The organism is Paenibacillus sp. GM1FR, assembly GCF_002803315.1.
GTDB classification, from domain to species: Bacteria; Bacillota; Bacilli; order Paenibacillales; family Paenibacillaceae; genus Paenibacillus; species Paenibacillus amylolyticus.
In genome coordinates this window covers 254,410-275,967 of sequence record NZ_MKZL01000059.1, presented here as the reverse complement: position 1 = coordinate 275,967, position 21,558 = coordinate 254,410, and the positions used below count along the sequence as shown (strand labels likewise).

The following is a 21,558-nucleotide window of genomic DNA, read 5'->3' as shown; positions in this document are numbered from 1 at the left end:
ATGGCTGGAATTCTACAACGCAAGACATGGATATTGTCCACAGTAATCATCGTGGCGGCAGCCTGCATCATTCTATATGTAACTTCCGGCGCTGATGGAAAGAGTGCAAACATTCCACCTGGCAGTCTGCCTGCCATTGAAGTGGATGCAGTCTTGCAGCAGACCCGGCAGAAAAAGGGATACGAACAGTATCGATCCGGAACGGATCAGGCTACACAGCCGAATGTGGACATCACCATTGAAGCAGGAGATTACATAAAAGCCGAAGGTGAAGACGTCCGCAAACTGACTAATTATGAAGGAATGGATGGTGTATCTCTCCATACCGGAGAGACCGGACAAGTCGATTGGACGATTAATGTGCCGGAGACCGGGCTGTATAACCTGTCCGCAATCTATTTTCCCGTAGAAGGCAAGAGTTCGGCCATTGAGCGTGCATTGTACATTGATGGTGAACTTCCTTTTGCGGAAGCCGCCTATTTGCAGTTTGACCGGGTGTGGGCCAATGAGAAAGATGTTGTTGAGCAGGACAATCAAGGTAATGACCTCCGCCCGAGACAAGTGGAGCAACCACGCTGGATGGAAGAAACGTTTCAGGACTCCGACGGGTACGAACAGAATCCATTCAAGTTTTATTTGGAAAAAGGGGAACACACGCTAACGCTAAAATCATCACGCGAACCCATGGTGATTCGGTCCATTCGTCTTTTCAATGAGAAGACAGCTGTTCCTTACGCGGAAACTGCAGGTGCACAACAGTCGGATTCCTCCGGGCAGCCGAAGGATGTACTTATTCGCATTGAAGGAGAAGCCGCGATTGCCAAATCTTCACCTACGTTATACCCGACCAGCGAAAGGTCAAGTTCTGCTGTATCTCCTTACAGCGCTTCCCAGGTACGCATTAATACGATTGGCGGCTTTAACTGGCGTCTGCCAGGACAATGGATCGAATGGAAAGTGGATGTGCCGGAAAGTGGACTGTATCATATCGGTTTTACCGCTCAGCAGAATTTTGTCAAAGGCATCTATTCTACACGCAAACTGACCATCGATGGTGAAGTTCCGTTTGCAGAGATGGCGAAAGCACCTTTCCGTTATCAAAGTGACTATCGTATTGACGTGATGGGCGGTAAGGAAGCATACAAGTTTCACATGGAAAAAGGAAAACATGTGCTGCGGCTGGAGAACAGCCTCGGGGATTTTGCGCCGCTTATCCGCAATGTGGAGGACAGTCTGTACAACTTGAACTCCATGTACCGACGTATTCTGATGATTACAGGCACCAAGCCTGATGAATTCCGTGATTACCGGGTGGAAAAACAGATTCCGAACCTGCTGGAAGTATTCAGCGGAGAAAGTAAACGTCTCAAGGACGTGGCCGCACAGCTTCGTCTTCTGTCAGGACAGTCCAGCGATCAGGAAGCACTGATTAAGACGATGGCGCTGCAACTGGACGAGATGATTGACAAGCCAGATACCATTCCAAGACGGCTTGCGGCTTATAAAACCAATACAGGCGGTCTCGGCACATGGGTGCAGCAGGCACGAGAGCAGCCCCTTGAAATCGATGCACTGTACGTCACTTCGATTGACCGCGATATTCCTGTAACAGGTATGGGGCCACTTGCCAAGCTTGGTCATGAAGCGAAGATATTCTATCATTCGTTCTTCATTGATTATAACCAGATTGGTAATGTAGCTACATCGGAAGATCAGCGTACGGTAACCGTCTGGATTGGTAGCGGACGTGATCAGGCGAATACGATGAAAGCGATGATTGACAAGACCTTCACACCAGACAGTGGTATCAATGTCAATCTGAAGCTGGTGAATATGGGAACCTTGCTACCAGCGACTTTATCCGGTGAAGGACCGGATGTAGCGATGCAGATCGGCAATGATCTGCCGGTGAACTTTGCGATGCGGAACTCAGCTGTAGATCTGACGCAATTCAGTGATTATAGCACCGTGGAACAGGAGTTCAGGGAAAGTGCAATCGTGCCGTACGCCTATGATTCAGGCGTATATGCCCTGCCGGAAACGCAAACTTTTAACATGCTGTTTTATCGTAAAGACGTGCTCGAAGAACTCGGACTTGAAGTGCCTCAGAACTGGGAAGATGTCGAAGCTCTGCTCGCGATTCTGAGCAAAAATCATATGGAATTTGGTATGCCGATTGTGACTCAAGCGAATATGCAGGGTGTCAATATTCCGCCGAACTCGCAGTATGCCACGATGCTGCTTCAGAACGGCGGCGCCTTCTATCGTAACGATGACAAGGAGTCGGATCTGGATTCAAGGGTCGGAATTGAGACGTTCAAGCAGTGGACGGAGTTCTATACCGATTACAAGTTAGAGCGGGAATATGATTTTGCCAACCGTTTCCGGACAGGACAGATGCCTATCGGACTAACGGATTACACCATGTACAACCAATTGTCCGTATTTGCACCGGAGATTCGCGGACTATGGGGATTCGTTCCTGTCCCGGGAACCGTTCAAGCAGATGGTACCTTGAATCGGGACGTACCGGGTGGAGGTAGCGCAGTCATGATGCTGGAGGGTGCCAAAGATCAGGATGCGGCGTGGGAGTTCATGAAGTGGTGGACCAGTACACCGATTCAAGCTGAATTCGGGCGGGAGATGGAAGGGCTGATGGGTGCCGCTGCCCGGTATCCAACGGCCAACATCAAGGCGCTGGATTCCCTGCCGTGGCCTGCGGAGGATTACGCCAATCTCAAGGCACAATTCGAAACGGTGAAGGGCATTCCTGAAGTACCCGGTGGTTATTTTACAGGCCGCCATCTGTTCAATGCATTTTACAAAACCGTTGTTGGCCAAGTGGAAGCCAGGGAATCCATCATGGATTATACCCAATATATTCAGGACGAGATTCGCGTCAAACGTAATGAATTTGGTCTTCCGTAAGCAGAGGGAGGGTTAATCGTGCCACAAATATCACTCCGAGACGGACAAAACAGTCCTCCTGAGAAAGCGTCAAGGATGGGCATGAAATCGTGGTGGAGCTGGAAGCTCCAGGAAATGAAGGCCAGCAAACATTCCTATGTTCTGCTTGCACCTTATATGCTCCTGTTCCTCATGTTTACCGTGATTCCGGTTGTCATCTCGATCATACTCAGCTTCACCTACTTTAACATGCTGGAATTCCCGCGTTTTATTGGCTGGCAGAACTATACTCGCCTGTTTCTGGAGGATGATGTATTCCTGATTGCAATCAAGAATACGTTGCTGTTTGCCATCATTACCGGGCCGATCAGTTATATTGCCTGTTTTGTCTTCGCGTGGATCATTAATGAGTTAACACCGAAATGGAGAGCGTTCATGACGCTGATCTTCTACGCGCCCTCCATTTCGGGCAATGTGTATTTTATCTGGCTGATGATCTTCTCGGGAGATCGTTATGGTATTGCCAATGGGCTGTTGATCAAATGGGGTTTTCTGCTGGAGCCAATCCAGTGGCTGAAGACGGAAGCCTACATTATGCCTATTCTCATTCTCGTGCAGCTATGGCTGAGTCTCGGAACCGGATTTCTTGCGTTTATCGCTGGTTTGCAGACGGTGGACCGGACATTGTACGAAGCGGGAGCGGTGGATGGGATCAAGAATCGCTGGCAGGAACTATGGTACATTACCCTGCCTTCGATGCGTCCACAGTTGATGTTCGGCGCAGTCATTCAGCTGACAACCTCGTTTGCCGTGGCCGATGTGTCGATCGCGCTGGCCGGGTTCCCAAGTGTGAACTATGCAGCAGAGACTGTGGTGACCCATTTGATCGACTTTGGTACTACGCGGTTTGAGATGGGGTATGCATCAGCAATTGCCACCGTGCTGTTCATGATTATGGTGGGCACCAACTTGCTGGTCCAGAAACTGCTTCGAAGGGTGGGAGAATAGCTATGGCTGCAATTGCGACAGGCAAAAAGCGGGTGAATCGCTCGCTATCGGGAAGCCTCTCCCTGTTTGCCCTTCTGCTCGTATTTGGTGCCTTCATGGTGCTGCCGCTGATCTATGCAATCAACAATGCATTCAAACCATTGGATGAGATTTTCACTTTTCCACCAACGCTATTTGTCAAAAATCCCACGTTCAGCAACTTTACAGATTTGCTGAATCTGCTGAGTGACTCGTGGGTGCCGTTCTCACGTTATATATTCAACACGGTGTTTATTACAGGTATCGGTATCGTAGGCCATGTATTGTTGGCTTCGGCAGCTGCCTACCCGCTTGCCAAACACAAGTTTCCGGGCAAAGTATTCATGTTCCAAGTGGTCGTACTGTCACTGATGTTCACACCTGCGGTAACGGCAATTCCAAACTATATGATCATGTCATGGCTCGGATGGATCGACACGTACTGGGCTGTTATCATTCCGGCATTTGCCTATTCACTCGGGTTGTATCTGATGAAACAGTTCATGGAGCAGATCCCGGATGCACTGCTGGAAGCAGCCAAGATTGACGGTGCCAGTGAATACCGAATCTTCTGGTCCATTGTCATGCCCAATGTGAAGCCAGCCTGGCTTACATTGATCATTCTGCTGTTTCAGATGTTATGGGGCAGTGATGGCAATGGGTACATCTACAGCGAGCAGCTCAAGACCCTGCATTATGCAGCAGGTCAGATTATTCAGGGCGGAATATCCCGGGCAGGAGCGGGTGCTGCGGTAGCACTGATTTTGATGAGTGTGCCGATCACGCTATTTATTTTCTCTCAGAGCCGAATCATTGAGACGATGGCGAGCTCGGGCATGAAGGATTAAGGGGGAACGATATGGCACGCACAGTGAAAAGATGGCTTGTTCTCCTGGCGGCAGTATCTCTGCTGCTGGTGAATGCCGTGCCTGCGGCGGCCTCCCCGGCGCCGTATGAGAGTTATAACTACAACTACTGGAAAGAGGCTGTACCTTCACCGGATGCCTATCTGCCCGAGCGTACCATATCAGGTCGTGACCTCGGCATTAGTGAGTTCAAAGACCCCGGTGATGTGAACGTTTCTCCCTCCGGGTTGATCTACATTTTGGATAGCGGCAACAGCCGAATTGTTGTATTGGCCCCAGACTTTAAGCTGCTGCGCGTCATCGATGGATTCATGATGGATGGCAGCAAGGAGACCTTCAACCTTCCGGGTGGATTGTTTGTAGATGAGCAAGAACGCATATACGTCGCTGATACAGGCAACGGTCGTGTGGTTGTCCTGGATGGAGAAGGGACACTGATTCAAACCATCACGAAGCCCGAGTCGGATATTCTGTCGACCCAATTCCAGTTCCAGCCTTTGAAGCTGACGGTGGACCATGTAGGCCGAGTGTATGTTGTGGCGCAGGGGGTCTACGAAGGGATTATGCAGTTTGACGAGAGTGGGAAATTTATCGGATATGTCGGTACCAACAAAGTGGAGCGGGACTACGGCGAATATATCTGGCGCATGTTATCCACCAAAGCCCAGCGCGCACAGATGGTTCTCTTTGTTCCAACGGAGTTCTCCAATGCGGATATTGACCACAAAGGATTTGTGTATGCAACGAATATTGATCCCGGCTCAAATGAACCGATCAAACGGCTGAATCCGTCTGGTGAAGATGTGCTGAAGCGGTTTGGTTATTACGACGTCAAAGGCGATATCCGGTTCCGCAACAATCCCGGTCCATCCAAACTGATCGATGTCAAAGTGCTGGGCGACGGCATGTACAGTGTATTGGATGCGACACAGAACCGGGTGTTCACGTACGACGATGAAGGTCATCTGCTCTACATATACGGTGGCAAAGGAAATCAGGTGGGTACGTTCAAAACACCTGTTGCGATTGAACAATCGGGTGAGCATCACTTGGTTCTGGATCGGGGCAAGAACAACCTTGTTGTCTATGAGCCAACCCGTTTTGGTGCCCGTGTGAATGAAGCGGTGGTACTCCACTATCGGGGCGAGGACACGGAGGCCGTGAATATATGGAGAGAAGTGCTGAAGCTGAATGCCAACTATGACATCGCTTATATCGGTATCGGCAAGTCCTTATTAATGGAGAAGAAAAACGAGGAAGCGCTAGGTTACTTCGAACTTGGAATGGACCGCAAGAGTTATTCTGTCGCGTTCAAGAGGCATAGGCGGGAGATGATGAAAGAACATTTTGGTACATTCCTGACCGTTGCGATCGCGCTGATTGTCATTCTGATCCTGACCCGGGTGGCGGTTAAATGGAGACGGAGGAGGCAGGTTGATCGTGAAGCAGGATTTCATTAAGTTTCCGCTGCATCTCATTTTTCACCCCATCGATGCATTCTGGGACCTCAAGTCGGATAACCGGGGACGACTGCTTGTTGCTTATGGAGCACTGGCGCTTACTATTGTCATGATGATTTTGCAAAAGCAGTACGCAGGATTTCTCGTTAATTACATCGATCCTCGTACAATTAACAGCATCATCGAGATCGCCACGGTTGCAGTACCTTTCTTTCTATGGTGCATGGCCAACTGGGCAGTAACAACTTTGATGGAAGGGGAAGGCAAGTTCAGGGAAATCGTCCTGGCGACAGGTTACTCGCTCATTCCGGTTATTCTGATCTATGCCCCGATGATCGTGATCAGCCGTTTTATGGTGCAGGAGGAGACTGCTTTTTATTATCTGTTCAATAGTATCGCGTTCTTCTGGTTTGTACTGCTTCTGTTCATTGGCATGATGACGGTACACCAGTACACGGTGATTAGAACAATCATTACGATGGTGCTGACACTCATTGTGATGGGCATTATTGTATTCCTTGGCGCGCTGGTCTTCAGCATGTTGCAACAGCTGTACGAATTCGGTTATAACATTTACCGCGAGTTGATTTTTCGGACCTAAAGGAGGCGGCATCCGTGAACAAAAGGCAACGATTATATACGGTGCTGGCTGGTGGTACAGCTGTAATCATGATTGCAGCCGGGCTGCTGTATATAAACAACAGGGGGGTTCCTGCCGTAGAAGCCGCGGCTTATCTGGATACGACAACCAAAGCCATGCCTGTCACGGAGGAACCGTTGCAGTTCCGTAAGGACTCCTCGCAGGGTGTGCCTGGTATGCAACTGGTCGCCGAAGATCAGAGACTCGCCCTGTACTATAACGAGGAGACAACGGAAATTGCAGTACGTGACGGGAAAAGTGGAGAGATCTGGTACAGCAACCCGAAAGAACGGGCTGAGGACGGTCTTGCTTCCGCATATGAAAAAGAAGTGCTGTCGTCCCAGTTAAATGTGTCTTTCCGGGATTCGATGGGCACACTGGAGAACTTTCCGAATTTCAGTTCGAGTATTAGCAACAAACAATTCACAGTGGGTCAGATCGATCAAGGGATTCGGGTCAACTATACACTTGGTGATACATCACTTGGTATTGATGCACTACCGAAGTTGATCAGCAAGCAGCGACTGGAGGAGAAGGTTCTTTCCAAGTTGGACGCTACTGTCGCAAGGTACACATCTGCCCGTTATTATCCAACCAAGAGCAATCCGGATATTCTGGAACGGCTGGATGGACAGATTTCGAAGCAGCTTGTACTGAACAAGATGTTGGGTGCCTTTGAGACGGCGGGTTATACCGCGGACGATCTGGCTTTTGACAATCAGGAGAATGGAGTCGAAGGCGGAGGTGTATCGGATAAGCCTAGCTTCGTCATTTCTGTGGAATATCGACTTGAGCAGGGGGCACTCGTTGTGACCGTGCCTCTGAGCCAAATAGAAGAAAGTGGGCAATACCGCATTCGGAATATTGATTTGCTCGCTTACTTCGGCGCTGCGGATACAAAGGGTGAGGGTTACATGCTCGTACCTGACGGTTCCGGCAGCCTGATCCACCTGAACAACGGGAAAACCCAGGAAGAGCAGTATGTACAGCGCGTGTACGGCGCAGACCCCAATGATAACTCGCTCAGTCGTCCTCAGGTTAGTGAATCCGCGTATATGCCTGTGTTTGGTCTGAAGAACGGGGAGAATGCTTGGTTTGCAGTCATTGAAAAAGGGGACGGCATTGCCAGTATCTCTGCGGATATTGGAGGCAGGCAGAACAGTTACAACCACGTGCATGCGACCTTCTCCCTGCGCGGGGAGGATGAGCTGGAGATGTACACCTCGCAGAAAATGCAGGAGATCCAGCTGCTTAGCGAAGAGCCTTACCGTGGAGATATTCAGGTCCGTTATCATTTCCTTCATGGAGAAGATGCCAGTTACTCGGGTATGGCCCGCCTGTATCAGCAGCAGTTGATCGAGCAGGATGTATTGAAGCCGCTCGCAGAACAGACGGAGTTGCCGTTTTATGTGGATGTGCTTGGTGCAGTGGACAAAAAGGCTTCGTTCCTGAGTGTACCCTATCGGACCACTTTAGCTATGACGACGTACGAACAGGCTACCGAAATGGCGGCGAAATTACAGCAGGATGGTGTGAACCGCGTACAAATGCGGTATCAGGGATGGTTCGGCGGTGGCATCAGTCATCATACGCCAACCCAGGTGAAGTTGGACAGTGAAGTGGGCAGTCGTTCCGAACTGCAGGCGTTGTCCACCAAGCTGGAGCAGTCGGGTGGAGCTCTGTTCCCGGATGTGGCTTTCCAGCACATTTATCACGATGATATGCGCTTTGCTCCTTCCTCGGATGCAGCGCGGTTTGTAACGAAGGAGACAGCAGAACTGTATCCGTACAATCCTGCACTTAATCGCATGGATCAGAGTAGGGACAGTTATTATTTGCTCTCAGCGGCCAAGCTTCCTTATGTAGTGAGTGAGTTTGCTGACAAATTCAATAAACTGGATCTCGGCGGATTATCCCTTCGTGATCTCGGGCAGGTCCTGACTTCCGATTATCGGGATAGTCGGGTGATTCATCGGGAGACGGCGAAGAACATTGTGAAGGAGCAGCTGGGCAAGCTGGAACAGTCCTATCCGAACCTGATGATATCTGCTGCAAATAGCTACGCTTGGGGAAGTGCGCAACATGTTGTAAATGTGCCCGCAGGATCGAGTCGGTTCAATATTACCGATGAAGAAGTTCCTTTTTATGGGATGGTCATTCATGGATACATGAACTATGCGGCATCTCCGATGAATACGTCGGGGGATCAGGATCTCCGCAAACAGTTGCTGCGCAGTCTGGAACTCGGGGCAGCTCCGTATTTTCAATGGACCTATGAACCATCATCCAGGCTAAAGCTGACGAATTATGATTCGGCCTACGCAACGGAGTATGCATATTGGGTGGATGATGCCGTTGCCTTGTATAAGCAGGCCGATGAAGTGCTGGGAAATCTGGCGAATGAGCAGATTCTCAAGCATGAACGCATTCAGGATGGCGTTGTCCGGATCACCTATACTGGGGGTACATCCATCCTTGTGAATTACAATGCGGATGCAGTAACCGTGGATGGAACAACGGTTGGCGGGACGGACTATGTGGTGGGAGGAGTGAACCGATGAGAACCATTCGATTATCGCTGAAGTCACGGAGAGCGCTGCTTGGACTTGCATTTATATCGCCGTGGCTGATCGGTTTCATCTTCCTCTTTGCCACACCACTCCTGCAATCAATTCGGTTCAGTCTGAGTAATCTGTCCGTTGCTCCGGGCGGGTACGTTCTGGAATACGTTGGATTTAGAAATTTCAAGGATGCGCTTCTGGTTGACGCGACGTTCAACCGGATTCTGGTCGACTCGGTTGGAGCGATGCTACTGAATGTGCCGATGATTTTGTTCTTCAGTCTGTTTACGGCCACACTGCTTAACCAGAAGTTCAGAGGCAGAACGATGGCACGTGCCATCTTTTTCCTGCCGGTTATTCTGGCTTCGAGTGCAGTCGCAGCAGCTGAGTCTGCGGGATTAATCAATCTGATGGGGGATGCAAGTGCGGTGGATGCATCAGCCGATGGCGGTGCTTCGTTCAACGTGGTATCCATTGTGCGGATGCTGGCGGATGTGGGATTACCGATGGCCTATGTGGATTACATTGTAGAAGCCATCATGCGGATCTATGAGATTATTAGTAGCTCAGGTGTTCAGATTCTGATCTTCCTCGCCGCGCTGCAATCGGTACCGGGATCGATGTATGAGGTTGCGAAGATCGAAGGGGCGACAGCTTATGAATCATTCTGGAAAATTACATTTCCCATGGTCAGTCCGTTGATTCTGACAAATGTCATCTATACGATCATTGATTCATTTGCCGGAAGTCCAGTCACCCAGGCCATCTACCAAACCGCATTCAAAACGCAGAACTTTGGCTTAAGCTCGGCGATGTCCTGGCTGTACACACTGGTGATTGGTCTTGTATTGATCGTAGTGGGCTGGGTATTGTCACGGCGGGTTCACTACAACTGACGGTTAACATTAAGGGAGGCTTCAGATTATGGCTGCATCAGGGACAGATCGCATGGTGGTAGTTCCGAAGCAGAATTATCACATGCATCGGGTGCGAAACAAAACATCGGACCTTCTCTATTCCATATTCAGATATGCACTGGTCATCGGCATTTCATTTATTATTTTGTACCCGTTATTTCTCAAAGTGTCAGTTGCGTTTAAGGATAAACAGGATATCTACAATCCAACGATCTATATGATTCCCCAGCACTTTACATTGGATAATATCCGGCTAGCGGCGCAAGTGATGGATTACCTGCCTCTGTTGGCGAACACGTTATTGTTCGTTACCATCACAACGCTTCTGACAGCGATATCCTGTGCACTTGCCGGATACGGCTTCGCCCGGTTTTCGTTTCCGGGTAGTAATGTGCTCTTTGTACTGGTGATTCTCACGATTCTGGTGCCGACAAGCACACTTATGGTGCCAATGTATCTGCATTTCCGCAGCTTTGACTTTATGGGCATCATCCAGTTGTTCTCTGGAAAAAATGGCATCAATCTGCTGAATACGTATTGGCCTTCCATAATCACGGCTGCTACAGCGGGAGGGCTGAAGGCGGGGCTGTTCATCTATATTTTCCGTCAGTTCTTCAAGGGCATGCCAAAGGAAATCGAGGAGGCTGCATTGATTGACGGCGCAGGTGGATTAAAAACGTTTGCTCGAATCATGCTGCCCAATGCAATCTCGCCGCTGATTACGGTCATTTTGTTCTCGTTTGTATGGCAGTATAACGATACCTTTTATTCGGCATTATTCATGAGTGAAAGTCCACTGATCTCGCTGAAAGTGGCTTCCTTACCTGCTCAGGCGAACCAGTTGATTCCGCAGCTGATGGGCTTTGGCTCGAACTCGGGCATCAAGGCCGATCCAAACTATGTGGCGATGATTGTGGATACAGGCATTTTGCTGGCTATTGCACCCCTGATCATTTTGTATCTGTTTGTGCAACGTTATTTCGTGGAGAGTATTGAACGTTCCGGTGTAGTGGGTTAACATGGTAAACCCAATTGGAGGTGTAGAGATGACAGTGCGTGAGATCAGCAGAGTTCCGGTGAATAAAGCAGCGACTCCCGAAGCAAAAGAACTGATGGCGTTCCTGGTAGAGTGTTATCAAAAAGGGATGTTGTCAGGCCAGCAGGATTATAGCAATCTAAACTGGATTAATGAAAATACAGGCCGGAAACCAGCTGTGATTGGCTTTGATCTCATGGAATATTCGCCATCAAGAACAGAGCGCGGTGCGGTCTCCCAAGAGATTCGGGATGCGATTGCATGGCACCAGCAAGGTGGAATCGTGACGCTCTGCTGGCACTGGAATGCACCGACAGATCTGATCGATGAACCAGGTAAAGAGTGGTGGCGGGGGTTCTATACGGATGCGACCAACTATGATATTGCCTCCGCGCTAGCTGATACTGAATCGGAAGCATATCGGTTATTGATTCGGGATATCGATGCGATTGCAGCCCACTTGCAAGAGTTGAAGGATGCGGGTGTACCTGTATTATTCCGACCACTTCATGAAGCAGAAGGTGGCTGGTTCTGGTGGGGAGCGAAAGGTCCTGAACCTGCCAAACAGTTATACCGTTTGTTGTATGATCGATTGGTTCAAGAACATCAGCTGCACAATCTTATCTGGGTCTGGAACTCGGAAAAACCGGAATGGTATCCCGGTGATGATGTCGTGGATATTGTCAGTGTGGATGTATACCCTGAAGCAGGAGATCACAGCCCGTTGGCTGCGCGTTACACCAACCTGCGAGAGCTCGTACAGAACGGCAAAATCATCGCACTGGCCGAGAACGGCTCCATCCCTGACCCTAAGCAGATGAAGGAACAGGATGTACACTGGAGTTGGTTCTGTACCTGGACAGGTGGATTCCTGAGAGACGGGACGCATAATGATGTGGCGTTTTTGAAGGAATTGTACCATAGCAAAGAGGTCATTACGCTCGATCAGTTACCGAAGTGGAGTTGGCTATAAGACCCCACTTCCAACTTGAATTGGAATCAATGAAGCGTTAGTATTCGCTGTAAGAATTCATGCGAATACTAACGCTTCATTTGTTGGTAGCGCACATATGTAAGTGGAATCCATGACCCCTAAAACATTAGAAGTTGAACAACCATTTAGTTTGACGGGTGTAACATAGCTTGGATATTGGTATGTAAAGTCACGCTGGAAGTGAACAAAATATACGATTGATTCACTGTGCGGATCAGAATCCTCTCGCTTGTGCCATTGACTGGACCGATCCGAATGGCGGATGGTTCGCTTCCACCGTACGTATCATCCAGGGTGACCGATGTGATATGTGTGATGGGAATTTCAATTTTGGAAAACTGCCACCGGATGACCAGTTGATCTTCTACTTTTTTCACGTTAACACCAAACATAGGATGACCTCCTGTTGTGATTCAAATTATTGAAGTAATCTCGTATGTCCAGTTTATCATATTTTGGATAAAATTACCTTATTAATAATAAAGAGTGACGATTTCTATCAACTGATATCAGGGATGGGAACTTGATGTAAAACATACAGGATTAACCATGATACATATCGAATACAAATAGAGGAATTAGAGAACTTATACTCCAACACAAAGGGTGTGCCACATGACGAATCTATTCGAACATTGTTCAGGTCAAACATTATCTGCCAACCTGAGATGGCTGAACGAGCCAGCAGATTGGTCCATTGAAGACGGCAAAGTAACGATAACCGTTTCGCCAATCAGTGACTTTTTCATTGATCCGGGTGGTGAGCCGGTGAAAGCTTCAGCTCCATTTTTACATACGATAGTCAAAGGAGATTTCAGCATCGTCACTCAAGTACAGGTGGACATGAAAGAACAGTATGACTCCGGGTGCCTGATGGTGAGGGTGGACGATACGAATTGGGCTAAAGTCTGCTTTGAGTATTTTGAAGAACAGCCGTCTATTCTTAGTGTTGTTACTCGTGGTAACTCGGATGATTGTGTATCCGCACCTGTAGAGGTTAGCAAGCCTTATTTACGTGTAGCCCGGGCAGGCAACAGTTTTGCTTTCCATTATTCTCAGGATGGAGAGAAGTGGAAGCTGGTTCGTTATTTCGGACTCGACTGCCCGGAAGAGATCAAAGTTGGCATTGTGGCCCAATCCCCCATTGGGCAAGGGACCACGGTTACTTTTACAGACGTAGAGCTTCAACATGGGGTGACCGGAAGTGTTCGCCGGGTAAAATAACAGCGATCAGAAGGTTGTTTTGTCATTTATTTCACCCGAATTAACATTCCAAACAGACCGAGTATAGCAAAGGCCAGAAATGCCGTTGTATTGGAAAACACTTCGATCGTATACCCTGCCATGGATGAGCCAAGAAATTGCCCAACACCCAGCGCGAGAAAGGCAAGGCTAATTCCGATGGACACATTTGGACTGAATAGTCTCGTCGCCCAAACGATAAATACACTGGTCAGGAAAATATACGTGCTGCCAAATATGATCGCAGAGATGAGACTGGCAGTCATTGAAGGCAGAAGGATAACCCCGAGCGAAATAGCCAATAAAAGTATGCCCATTCGGTAGGACCACCCAATCTCGAACCGTTCAATAATGCGACCAGCGCATCCACCGAGTATCCCCATAACCCCCATCAAAATCCAGAACAACACGGCTTCCGAATCGGAGGCCCCTTTCTCGTCTGTGAGGAAGTTCCGGGCAAAGGTCCAGTAGATTGCAGAACTGAAACCTGTCAACAGACAAGCCATGAGCAGAGCAGACCCTGGTCTGGTAGGTTTCATACATGTCCAGAGAGACTTGGTACAAGGCAGTGTCTTGGTTGCCGGAATAACACGTCTGTTCCACAAAAGAACCACAACACCGATTACAGCAAACAGGATGTAGGTTAGACGCCAGTAATCCGTGAACAGCCAGTAGAGTGGACCTGATATTACAATTCCGAAGCTGGTCCCTTTGTTAATCCAGCTGTTGCCTCTTGCTTGTAGCTCGGGAGCAAGCTCGGCATTAACCGTGTTACCGAGGGCTGGAGAGGCCCAGCCTGTACTCAAACCTGCTAGAAATATACTAAATGTAAGAACCCATGCATTCTGAGCCAAGGCGATGCCGGTTAATCCGAGCACTACGCTGATCCCTGCCAATTGAATGACATAATGATGTCCCTTGCGATTAATCAACAGTGGTGCAGTTAGAAGGGACAGACAGTAGGCAATATACGTTCCTGAGTTAATCGCGCCAGAGGCTGCATCATTTAATTGTAAGGCTTCCGAAATTTCCGGCATAAACAATCCATAACTGAATCGCCCGAATGCATAACATACAGCGATAAGTGCAATGCCTGGAAAGATAATTTTTTTCATTAAATCCACCGCCTTTTATATAGAACGATCATTATATTTCTTAATAAATAAAAAAGTGAGTTGAAATATTAACTCACCCGGAATAGCTTTATTTGAAACTGGTCTGCGTCATATGGATCAGTTCAAGGCAGACGTCATTTACATTTTCTGTCTCAGCAAGTGCCGTGGAACCCTCCAGCAGCAGGGAGAATCGCAATAGATCTCGATCACTTGCAACAGGCGCCAATGTTTGGATTAAAGTTCGCATATGTCTTTTATGCGCATTCACTGTCTGCACGATGATATGGTCTGCATGACCTCCGAATTCTTCTTTGGCGCGTAGAAATAAGCAACCTCTTGATTCGTGTTCCTTCAACCAAGTTGCATGTCCTTCAGCCAGATTGAGGAACATAGGTTGTGCTTTATTGTCTGCATATTGCCTGAGCTGTTCTAAATAACGCTGTTCGCGTCGCAAGAGTACCTGGACAATGAGATCATCCTTGGACTCAAAGTGATTGTATAGCGTCATAATCGCAATCCCGGCATCCGTGATAATCCGCTTCAAGCCGATGGAATGGAAGCCGTGGAGGTAGAATAATTCTTCAGCCACGTTCAAAAGCATTTCTTTTTTGCTGCTCATATTCAATGATACTCTCCCTTCAAAATAAGATAGAACGATCATTATACTTGTAGGCTATAATAATTCGTTGACATTGTCAAATTTTGTGACTCCCCTTGTCTTTGGTTAGTTCAAAGCCTGGGCAGGGCGTTATATGAACAACTCGTTGCACATTAACCGGACATATAAGAGCACAACATGACAGGTTTTTGGGTGGTTTATCCGTTATATTAGACATCAAGGAGTGATTATTACATGAACTGGATCAACGCATTACAGGTCGCTATTCAATATATGGAAGACCACTTGCTCGAAAATATGACGATGGAGCAGATTGCAGCGCAGGCCCATATCTCTCCTTTTCATTTTCAACGTACCTTTGCCTTATTAACTGATGTTACTGTAGCCGAGTACATAAAACGCAGACGATTGACACTGGCGGCACATGAGCTGCTTCAAAGTGATCACAAAATCATTGATCTGGCGTTTAAATACGGTTACGACACACCGGAATCTTTCTCCAAAGCTTTTCGGAGACAACACGGTATTGCACCCAGTGAAGCACGCAAAAATAGTAACGCTGTCCAATCGTATAATCGTCTGGTGATTCAACTGAGTCTAAAAGGAGCAGAACCGATGAAATATAAAATCGTTGAACATCCCAAATTTACGTTGGTCGGAGTAGAGCAAACTTTCTCATATGCAGATGGAGAACATCTGCAAGGCATCGGAAAGATGTGGCAGGAAGTGTGGACGAGCGGTACAGAGGATCGTTTGTTTGAACTGAACAATGGGGATATTCAAGGATTACTCGGTGTCGTTGTGGATCAGAGCGAAATTCAGGAGAAACAGATGCAATACTGGATTGCTACAACTTACGATGGTGAAGTACCGGAAGGATTATCAAGCTTCACCATGCCTGCTTCCAAATGGAGTGTATTTGAAGTAGAAGGCCCGATGCCGGAGAGTATGCAGCTTCTGTGGAAACGGATTATTTCGGAATGGTTTCCATCCAATCCTTATGAGCACGCATATATGCCGGAGCTGGAAGTATACCCGGGCCCCAATCAACCGCCACAAATCTGGATACCGATTAAATAAATTTTAACCGTTTCAAACTCGATCATTGTCGCCCATAAACATTCGGATAACCGAAGCTGTTTATGGGTTATTTGGTTGTGATTAATCAGAGATTCGAAGTTGTACAGAGGATGTTCAAGCGTTGTTCATTTTATTGCAGCCAGGTAAACATGATATATTGGAACGAAGGTTAACAGCAATAAGAGGACAACGAGGTAAACCGCAGGAGGCAGATATGTTATATGAGAACCCATTCATTCAGACGATCATCAAACACGAGCAATTAATGCATGACCTGCGGAGAGTTCGTAGTCTCCATTTGCCTCAAAGTTACATAGGTGCAGGATATATTCGTAATTATATCTGGGATGTTCTGCATGGATATGATCTTCGTGAACTTCACAGCGATATTGATGTTGTCTATTATGATGCGCAAGACTTGCGTGAGGAGCGAGACATACAGCTCGAACAACAGCTTCGTGAGGAGACGTGCAATTCGAAGTGGTCTGTCAAAAATCAGGCGAGAATGCATCTGCGCAATGGCACAGTTCCTTATCATTCTACTGAAGATGCTCTTCGCTATTGGCCAGAAGTTGTGACTGCTATAGGCGTACAGTTGGATGAAGAGGATCGGGTGAACATCTGTGCTCCGCATGGTTTACATGATCTGTATCACCTTATAGTCCGCAAAAGTCCATTCTTCACGGATGCTGACTATTATAATCAGAGAGTACAGAAGAAGCGCTGGCAGGAACAATGGCCGAAACTAACGATAATAACATCTTGAATAATAAGTGATTTGCGGAATTGCGAGTACAAGAAGGAGTGTCTACGGATTTGATAAAAAAGTTCTTACAAAAAAATGGACTGATCATTGATCTTGTCCTGTTGGCATGTTTTGTGGCATTTCTGGCCTTCTGGGGCCAAAGGTTTGCAGTCATGTTTTTTGGAATGATCACGGTGGCTTTTATCGTACTAAGACGGATTGACTATCAGAAGCATGTTATTCTGAAACGGATTATTCTTACCGGATTTGGCGTGGTTGCTGTCTCTTTTGTCATTATTGAAGCACTTGTATTCACACAGCTCGGTGCGAATGATCCGGATGAGGCAGACTATGTCATTATTCTGGGTTCAGGCATCCGTGGAACGGAATTGTCATTGACCCTAAAACAAAGGTTAGATGCCAGTCTGGACTATATTCGCAGTCACCCTCAGACACCCGTCATTGTATCAGGTGGGCAGGGACCTGGAGAATCGATTCCTGAAGCGCTCGCCATGAAAAACTATCTGATTGAACAGGGGATTAACCCTTCCCAAGTCATTATGGAAGATCGCTCCACAAGCACACAGGAGAATTTGGCCTTTTCCAAAAAAATCATTCTTGAATCTGGGTTAGAGCACCCTGAGATCATGATTGTTACAAGTGACTATCATATGTTTCGCTCCAAGTATATCGCTGCCAAGAACGGTTATGCGGCAGAATATGGCATATCGGCCCCGTCACCGGGTTATTTGAAACCCGTCAACATGATCCGTGAATATTTTGCTACGATCAAAACATTTCTCTAATGCACATGACAGAAAAACGGAAACAGGACGAAGCGGAGATCTATGATCTATGCTTCGTCCTGTTTCCATATAAGGATGGCTATTGCTCCTTAACGATAGGTTATTTTTCTGAAGGAGCAGGTACAGTTACTGAAACCTTATCCCCAGGGAGAGCTACCATTTCAGGAGATTCACCGGTAAAAGGAACAGTGGCTGATTCTACAACTTTAGCCTCAGAAGGTTCAGTAGTAGATGGAACAGTAGTAGAAGGTACAGTAACAGACGGAACTGGCACAGCTTCGGAAACTTCATCCTCAGGGAGAGCCACGATCTCAGGAGTTTCGGAAGTAGAAGGAGCAGTTACAGCTTCGGAAATTCCAACCTTGTTGGGAGAAGTTACGATTTCAGAAGATCCACCCGTAGAAGGAACAGTCACAGCTTCAGAAGCCTCAGCCTCCACTTTAACTGTGTGGTTTGATGCCCATACGGCGGTGGACGTACTTACACCTGTAATAAGCAGGAGGGCTCCCATACTTATTATCCAATGTTTCTTTTTCAGTTTCTTTACATTAAACATAATCATCAATCTCCTTTTTAATTGTTTGCCTTCACCCGATAGGGACGAACAAAATTGAGCAGGCATTTTCTTGGTTCCCGCCATCACATTTAAAATTGTCTCACCATATCGTCTTCGTTCTTCGTGGGACATCTCTTTCACCACATCTTCATCACAGGCCAACTCGCTCCAGGTATGAATGTCCCGGCGAATGATATGAATCAGAGGATTGAACCAGTGCAGGGCACTAACCCCCAAGGTCAAAGCTTTGACCCACAGATCTTTATGTTTTAGATGTACCAACTCATGATGAATTACCATGCTGATGTCCATTTTCACCGTATTTTCGGGTGGCAGATATATCGTTGGTTTAAACAAGCCAACCAGTATAGGGCTTCGTACTAGCGTGCTGTGAGCAAGCGTGATATTACGTTTGAGACCCAAAGCTTCTTTGATTAATGGTAGCTGTACAGCTGCTTCACTATGACAGAGGACTGGGGTACGTGTACGAGATAATTCATTCAAAAATCTTCGATAACAGTACACCTGCCATGCAGAAAAACCAATGACTCCAATGCCCCATACGCATAACAAGAACCAGGCTGTGGTTACAGAAATGGTTTGTTCGGGGATAAATGTTCCTGCAACTACACCCGAAGCTGCTGCATTCTCCGTGCCCGGTATAGTTGATGTCGTTTGGAATGCAATATCCAAAAGCCGCGAAAGGCCAAGAGATACCGGGAACAGATAAAACAAGAGAGCCAGTTTACCGAGTCTGTAGAGCCACTTGGTCGGAAAAACAGATATGGGTATAAGTCGTAGTGCCAAAATACAAACAGAAACGATACTTCCCGCCACGGTCAGGCTGCACAGAATCTCAAAAAAGATATTCATCATCTGCACCTACTTTTCCGAAAGCCATTTTTTCAATTCTGAAATGTCATCGTCTGAAAGCTTGTCACCGTCATACATGGCCGAAACCAAATTTTTAACTGAACCTTGGTAGAGTCCATCAAGAACGTGCTGCGTTTCCTGTAGTTTGTAATCTTCGGGCTTTAGAAGAGGTTCATAATCATTGGTTCGTCCACGTCTCGTGACGGTAAGTGCGCCTTTATCCACCAACCGTGACAGAAAGGTAGACATGGTCTGCGCTTTCCACGCTTTCCCTTTCTCAGCAAATATGTCTAATAGTTCTGTCGAGGTGACCGGTGGGGCGCATGACCATATAACAACCATTAACTCCATTTCTGTTTCGGATAATTTTTGAATCTGGTTCACAGTGAACACTCCTTAACATCGTTATGCGTCCATAACGTACGTATTACTACACTACGTAGTACGTATAAACTACTACAACTTGTAGTGGATAGTCAAGTTATCCTGATAGATGATTGCCAAACCATGTTATAATATAGGTCATTAATAGAAGAACGATGTAGGAGTGAATGATTATTACAGCATATCAATTACCTGCTCTTTATGAGCAGAAGCGAGTTTCAATGCAAGCGATGGAAGAGATTGTACGCCTGTTGGCGCAGGCACCACTATTATATGATGATGGACAGGGCATCCAGGTTCAGGATTACATGGGAGGCTTGGAGGTCGAACTTGAACATGAGGTACGCCGTGCAGTGACCGAGTTGTACGAACTAGCTGTTCAGGCCTGCCGGGTCTTCGCCGATCCATTGGCGTACGAGCAACTTCAGGATGCGCTTGGGTTACAGGCTGAGTTATGGCAGGAGGAAGTGCTTACTCTTGCAAAGTGGATGGACTGGCTGAAGCAGATCAGTGAAGGAAAGAGAACACTGCCCGAGTACAACTTTACAGCCATGCTTGGCAATCTGCCAGATGGATTCATGATCCATGATTTTTATGATGAACTCCGATATCAGCTGGAACAAAACCCTGCAAACGCATGGGCTATCGAAGAGCGGGATCGCTTGTACGCAGCTCTGGGTGCGAAATAAATCAAACCAACGGGTCACCGGCGGTGTTAATCTAATATCTGTATTTTGCATGCATAGAAACATTCCAATCTATATCTTGCGAATTCTTTACCCAGTATGGGAAATGAGGGGATACCGTGAAGAAGGTTGTATTAGCTGGTGGAACGGGATTTGTTGGACAGGATTTTGCCCAAAGGTTCAGAAAGCTGGGGTATGAGGTATTAATTATCTCGCGTCAGCCCGGTCATATTGCCTGGGAGGATCGTGCAGGAATTATAGAGGCACTGGAAGAAGCAGAAATATTGATTAACCTGGCAGGTAAATCGGTGAACTGCCGTTATACGGAAGAGAATCGCAAAGCCATTCTGGAATCCAGAACCCGGACAACGCGCATTCTCGGCGAAGCCGTCCTGGCTTGTAATCATCCTCCTGAACTATGGATTAATTCGAGTACAGCGACCATATACAGACATGCTGAAGATCGTCCCATGACGGAAAAAGAGGGCGAGATAGGCTCCGGATTCTCGGTCGACGTTGCCAAGGAATGGGAACAGGCTTTCTTTGAATTCAGTCTGCCGTCTACGCGTCAGATTGCACTGCGGATCGCGATTGTGCTGGGCGAGGGTGGCGTGATGTTGCCCATGACGAACCTCGTCCGTTTTGGACTCGGAGGATCTCAAGGCGCAGGAACACAGCAGTTCAGCTGGATTCATATCGAGGATCTCTTCCGCATGGTAATTTATCTGCAAGAGCATCCACACTTGAATGGTGTGTTCAATGCGTCCTCTCCGCATCCGGTAACGAATCGGGAGCTAATGGCACGTCTGAGAGAACAGATGGGGGTGCGGATTGGACTACCTTCTCCTCGCTGGATGCTTGAACTGGGCGCACGCTTCATTCAGACCGAGACGGAACTGGTTCTCAAAAGCCGTTGGGTGATTCCCGAGCGAATGGAGAGGGAAGGATTCACGTTCACATACGGTACATTAGATGCCGCTCTTGCCGAGATTTTGAATAAGAAGAAATGACACTTCATACAAAAGAAAACACAACAGGAAGGGCA

Annotated in this window: 20 protein-coding genes; 15 read left to right on the top strand and 5 right to left on the bottom strand. The window is 47.5% G+C overall.

The genetic code is table 11. The features are described from left to right. The 9 genes from PAEAM_RS27315 (at nt 1) to PAEAM_RS27275 (ending at nt 12,386) form a co-directional block, all read left to right on the top strand. Nucleotides 1-2,928 carry an extracellular solute-binding protein gene (locus tag PAEAM_RS27315; protein WP_100529557.1) on the top strand — a complete coding sequence of 976 codons (2,928 nt, stop codon included), beginning with the start codon at nt 1-3 and terminating at the stop codon, nt 2,926-2,928. A 75-nt stretch (nt 2,929-3,003) separates the two neighbouring features. Continuing rightward, the gene (locus tag PAEAM_RS27310) at nt 3,004-3,915 is read left to right on the top strand and encodes a carbohydrate ABC transporter permease (RefSeq protein ID WP_047842211.1); all 912 of its coding nucleotides are present in this window, start codon (nt 3,004-3,006) and stop codon (nt 3,913-3,915) included. Between the two features lie 2 nt (nt 3,916-3,917). After that, on the top strand, nt 3,918-4,781 hold the full coding sequence (locus PAEAM_RS27305; RefSeq protein ID WP_017689719.1) for a carbohydrate ABC transporter permease: 864 nt from the start codon (nt 3,918-3,920) through the stop codon (nt 4,779-4,781). A gap of 11 nt (nt 4,782-4,792) precedes the next feature. Further along, nucleotides 4,793-6,259: an NHL repeat-containing protein gene (locus PAEAM_RS27300; RefSeq protein ID WP_100529556.1), complete on the top strand. Its 1,467-nt coding sequence runs from the start codon at nt 4,793-4,795 to the stop codon at nt 6,257-6,259. Continuing rightward, nucleotides 6,240-6,860 (top strand): YIP1 family protein, encoded by a 621-nt coding sequence (locus tag PAEAM_RS27295; protein WP_100529555.1) that lies wholly within the window; start codon nt 6,240-6,242, stop codon nt 6,858-6,860. Before PAEAM_RS27300 ends, PAEAM_RS27295 begins: the two co-directional genes overlap by 20 nt. Nucleotides 6,861-6,874: 14 nt before the next feature. Further along, on the top strand, nt 6,875-9,460 hold the full coding sequence (locus PAEAM_RS27290; RefSeq protein WP_100529554.1) for a DUF5696 domain-containing protein: 2,586 nt from the start codon (nt 6,875-6,877) through the stop codon (nt 9,458-9,460). Then, nucleotides 9,457-10,356: a carbohydrate ABC transporter permease gene (locus tag PAEAM_RS27285; RefSeq protein ID WP_100529553.1), complete on the top strand. Its 900-nt coding sequence runs from the start codon at nt 9,457-9,459 to the stop codon at nt 10,354-10,356. Before PAEAM_RS27290 ends, PAEAM_RS27285 begins: the two co-directional genes overlap by 4 nt. Nucleotides 10,357-10,384: 28 nt before the next feature. After that, nucleotides 10,385-11,395 (top strand): carbohydrate ABC transporter permease, encoded by a 1,011-nt coding sequence (locus PAEAM_RS27280; protein ID WP_207765606.1) that lies wholly within the window; start codon nt 10,385-10,387, stop codon nt 11,393-11,395. 28 nt (nt 11,396-11,423) lie between these two features. Then, the gene (locus PAEAM_RS27275; RefSeq protein WP_243391475.1) at nt 11,424-12,386 is read left to right on the top strand and encodes a glycosyl hydrolase; all 963 of its coding nucleotides are present in this window, start codon (nt 11,424-11,426) and stop codon (nt 12,384-12,386) included. A gap of 146 nt (nt 12,387-12,532) precedes the next feature. On the opposite strand, the gene PAEAM_RS27270 is transcribed toward PAEAM_RS27275, so the two are convergent. Then, nucleotides 12,533-12,799 carry a SunI/YnzG family protein gene (locus tag PAEAM_RS27270; RefSeq protein ID WP_017689713.1) on the bottom strand — a complete coding sequence of 89 codons (267 nt, stop codon included), beginning with the start codon at nt 12,797-12,799 and terminating at the stop codon, nt 12,533-12,535. Between the two features lie 223 nt (nt 12,800-13,022). Between PAEAM_RS27270 and PAEAM_RS27265 the strand changes: the two genes are divergently transcribed. Continuing rightward, nucleotides 13,023-13,631, top strand: coding sequence for a DUF1349 domain-containing protein (locus tag PAEAM_RS27265; protein WP_100529551.1), 609 nt, complete (start codon nt 13,023-13,025; stop codon nt 13,629-13,631). A 26-nt stretch (nt 13,632-13,657) separates the two neighbouring features. On the opposite strand, the gene PAEAM_RS27260 is transcribed toward PAEAM_RS27265, so the two are convergent. Together PAEAM_RS27260 and PAEAM_RS27255 are read right to left on the bottom strand one after the other, a co-directional pair. Then, complete coding sequence (locus PAEAM_RS27260) at nt 13,658-14,764, bottom strand: MFS transporter (RefSeq protein ID WP_100529550.1); 1,107 nt, start codon at nt 14,762-14,764, stop codon at nt 13,658-13,660. Nucleotides 14,765-14,852: 88 nt separating this feature from the next. Beyond that, nucleotides 14,853-15,383: a TetR/AcrR family transcriptional regulator gene (locus tag PAEAM_RS27255; RefSeq protein WP_036610260.1), complete on the bottom strand. Its 531-nt coding sequence runs from the start codon at nt 15,381-15,383 to the stop codon at nt 14,853-14,855. Between the two features lie 234 nt (nt 15,384-15,617). Here PAEAM_RS27255 and PAEAM_RS27250 point away from each other — a divergent pair, with 234 nt between their 5' ends. From PAEAM_RS27250 to PAEAM_RS27240, 3 genes are all read left to right on the top strand, one after another. After that, entirely contained in the window at nt 15,618-16,463 is an 846-nt protein-coding gene (locus PAEAM_RS27250) for an AraC family transcriptional regulator (protein ID WP_100529549.1), read from the top strand. A gap of 214 nt (nt 16,464-16,677) precedes the next feature. Then, a complete protein-coding gene (locus PAEAM_RS27245) occupies nt 16,678-17,229 on the top strand; it encodes a nucleotidyltransferase family protein (protein ID WP_100529548.1) in 552 nt (183 codons plus the stop codon). Nucleotides 17,230-17,279: 50 nt separating this feature from the next. Then, nucleotides 17,280-18,014 carry a YdcF family protein gene (locus PAEAM_RS27240; protein WP_053061498.1) on the top strand — a complete coding sequence of 245 codons (735 nt, stop codon included), beginning with the start codon at nt 17,280-17,282 and terminating at the stop codon, nt 18,012-18,014. 100 nt (nt 18,015-18,114) lie between these two features. Here PAEAM_RS27240 and PAEAM_RS27235 read toward each other — a convergent pair whose 3' ends face one another. Further along, nucleotides 18,115-19,446, bottom strand: a complete 1,332-nt coding sequence (locus tag PAEAM_RS27235; protein ID WP_243391474.1) for a M56 family metallopeptidase — start codon at nt 19,444-19,446, stop codon at nt 18,115-18,117. Nucleotides 19,447-19,452: 6 nt separating this feature from the next. Further along, a complete protein-coding gene (locus tag PAEAM_RS27230; RefSeq protein WP_017689706.1) occupies nt 19,453-19,827 on the bottom strand; it encodes a BlaI/MecI/CopY family transcriptional regulator in 375 nt (124 codons plus the stop codon). 167 nt (nt 19,828-19,994) lie between these two features. Here PAEAM_RS27230 and PAEAM_RS27225 point away from each other — a divergent pair, with 167 nt between their 5' ends. Continuing rightward, nucleotides 19,995-20,516, top strand: a complete 522-nt coding sequence (locus tag PAEAM_RS27225) for a hypothetical protein (RefSeq protein ID WP_100529546.1) — start codon at nt 19,995-19,997, stop codon at nt 20,514-20,516. Nucleotides 20,517-20,632: 116 nt separating this feature from the next. Next, on the top strand, nt 20,633-21,523 hold the full coding sequence (locus PAEAM_RS27220) for a TIGR01777 family oxidoreductase (protein ID WP_100529545.1): 891 nt from the start codon (nt 20,633-20,635) through the stop codon (nt 21,521-21,523). Nucleotides 21,524-21,558 lie beyond the last annotated feature (35 nt).

Coding starts and splice junctions, on each gene's coding strand:
- PAEAM_RS27280 (WP_207765606.1), top strand. CDS start 10,385: ATGGCTGCATCAGGGACAGATCGCATGGTGGTAGTTCCGAAGCAGAAT.
- PAEAM_RS27270 (WP_017689713.1), bottom strand. CDS start 12,799: ATGTTTGGTGTTAACGTGAAAAAAGTAGAAGATCAACTGGTCATCCGG.
- PAEAM_RS27305 (WP_017689719.1), top strand. CDS start 3,918: ATGGCTGCAATTGCGACAGGCAAAAAGCGGGTGAATCGCTCGCTATCG.
- PAEAM_RS27300 (WP_100529556.1), top strand. CDS start 4,793: ATGGCACGCACAGTGAAAAGATGGCTTGTTCTCCTGGCGGCAGTATCT.
- PAEAM_RS27250 (WP_100529549.1), top strand. CDS start 15,618: ATGAACTGGATCAACGCATTACAGGTCGCTATTCAATATATGGAAGAC.
- PAEAM_RS27285 (WP_100529553.1), top strand. CDS start 9,457: ATGAGAACCATTCGATTATCGCTGAAGTCACGGAGAGCGCTGCTTGGA.
- PAEAM_RS27260 (WP_100529550.1), bottom strand. CDS start 14,764: ATGAAAAAAATTATCTTTCCAGGCATTGCACTTATCGCTGTATGTTAT.
- PAEAM_RS27225 (WP_100529546.1), top strand. CDS start 19,995: ATGATTATTACAGCATATCAATTACCTGCTCTTTATGAGCAGAAGCGA.
- PAEAM_RS27265 (WP_100529551.1), top strand. CDS start 13,023: ATGACGAATCTATTCGAACATTGTTCAGGTCAAACATTATCTGCCAAC.
- PAEAM_RS27255 (WP_036610260.1), bottom strand. CDS start 15,383: ATGAGCAGCAAAAAAGAAATGCTTTTGAACGTGGCTGAAGAATTATTC.
- PAEAM_RS27275 (WP_243391475.1), top strand. CDS start 11,424: ATGACAGTGCGTGAGATCAGCAGAGTTCCGGTGAATAAAGCAGCGACT.
- PAEAM_RS27235 (WP_243391474.1), bottom strand. CDS start 19,446: ATGATGAATATCTTTTTTGAGATTCTGTGCAGCCTGACCGTGGCGGGA.
- PAEAM_RS27245 (WP_100529548.1), top strand. CDS start 16,678: ATGTTATATGAGAACCCATTCATTCAGACGATCATCAAACACGAGCAA.
- PAEAM_RS27315 (WP_100529557.1), top strand. CDS start 1: ATGGCTGGAATTCTACAACGCAAGACATGGATATTGTCCACAGTAATC.
- PAEAM_RS27310 (WP_047842211.1), top strand. CDS start 3,004: ATGGGCATGAAATCGTGGTGGAGCTGGAAGCTCCAGGAAATGAAGGCC.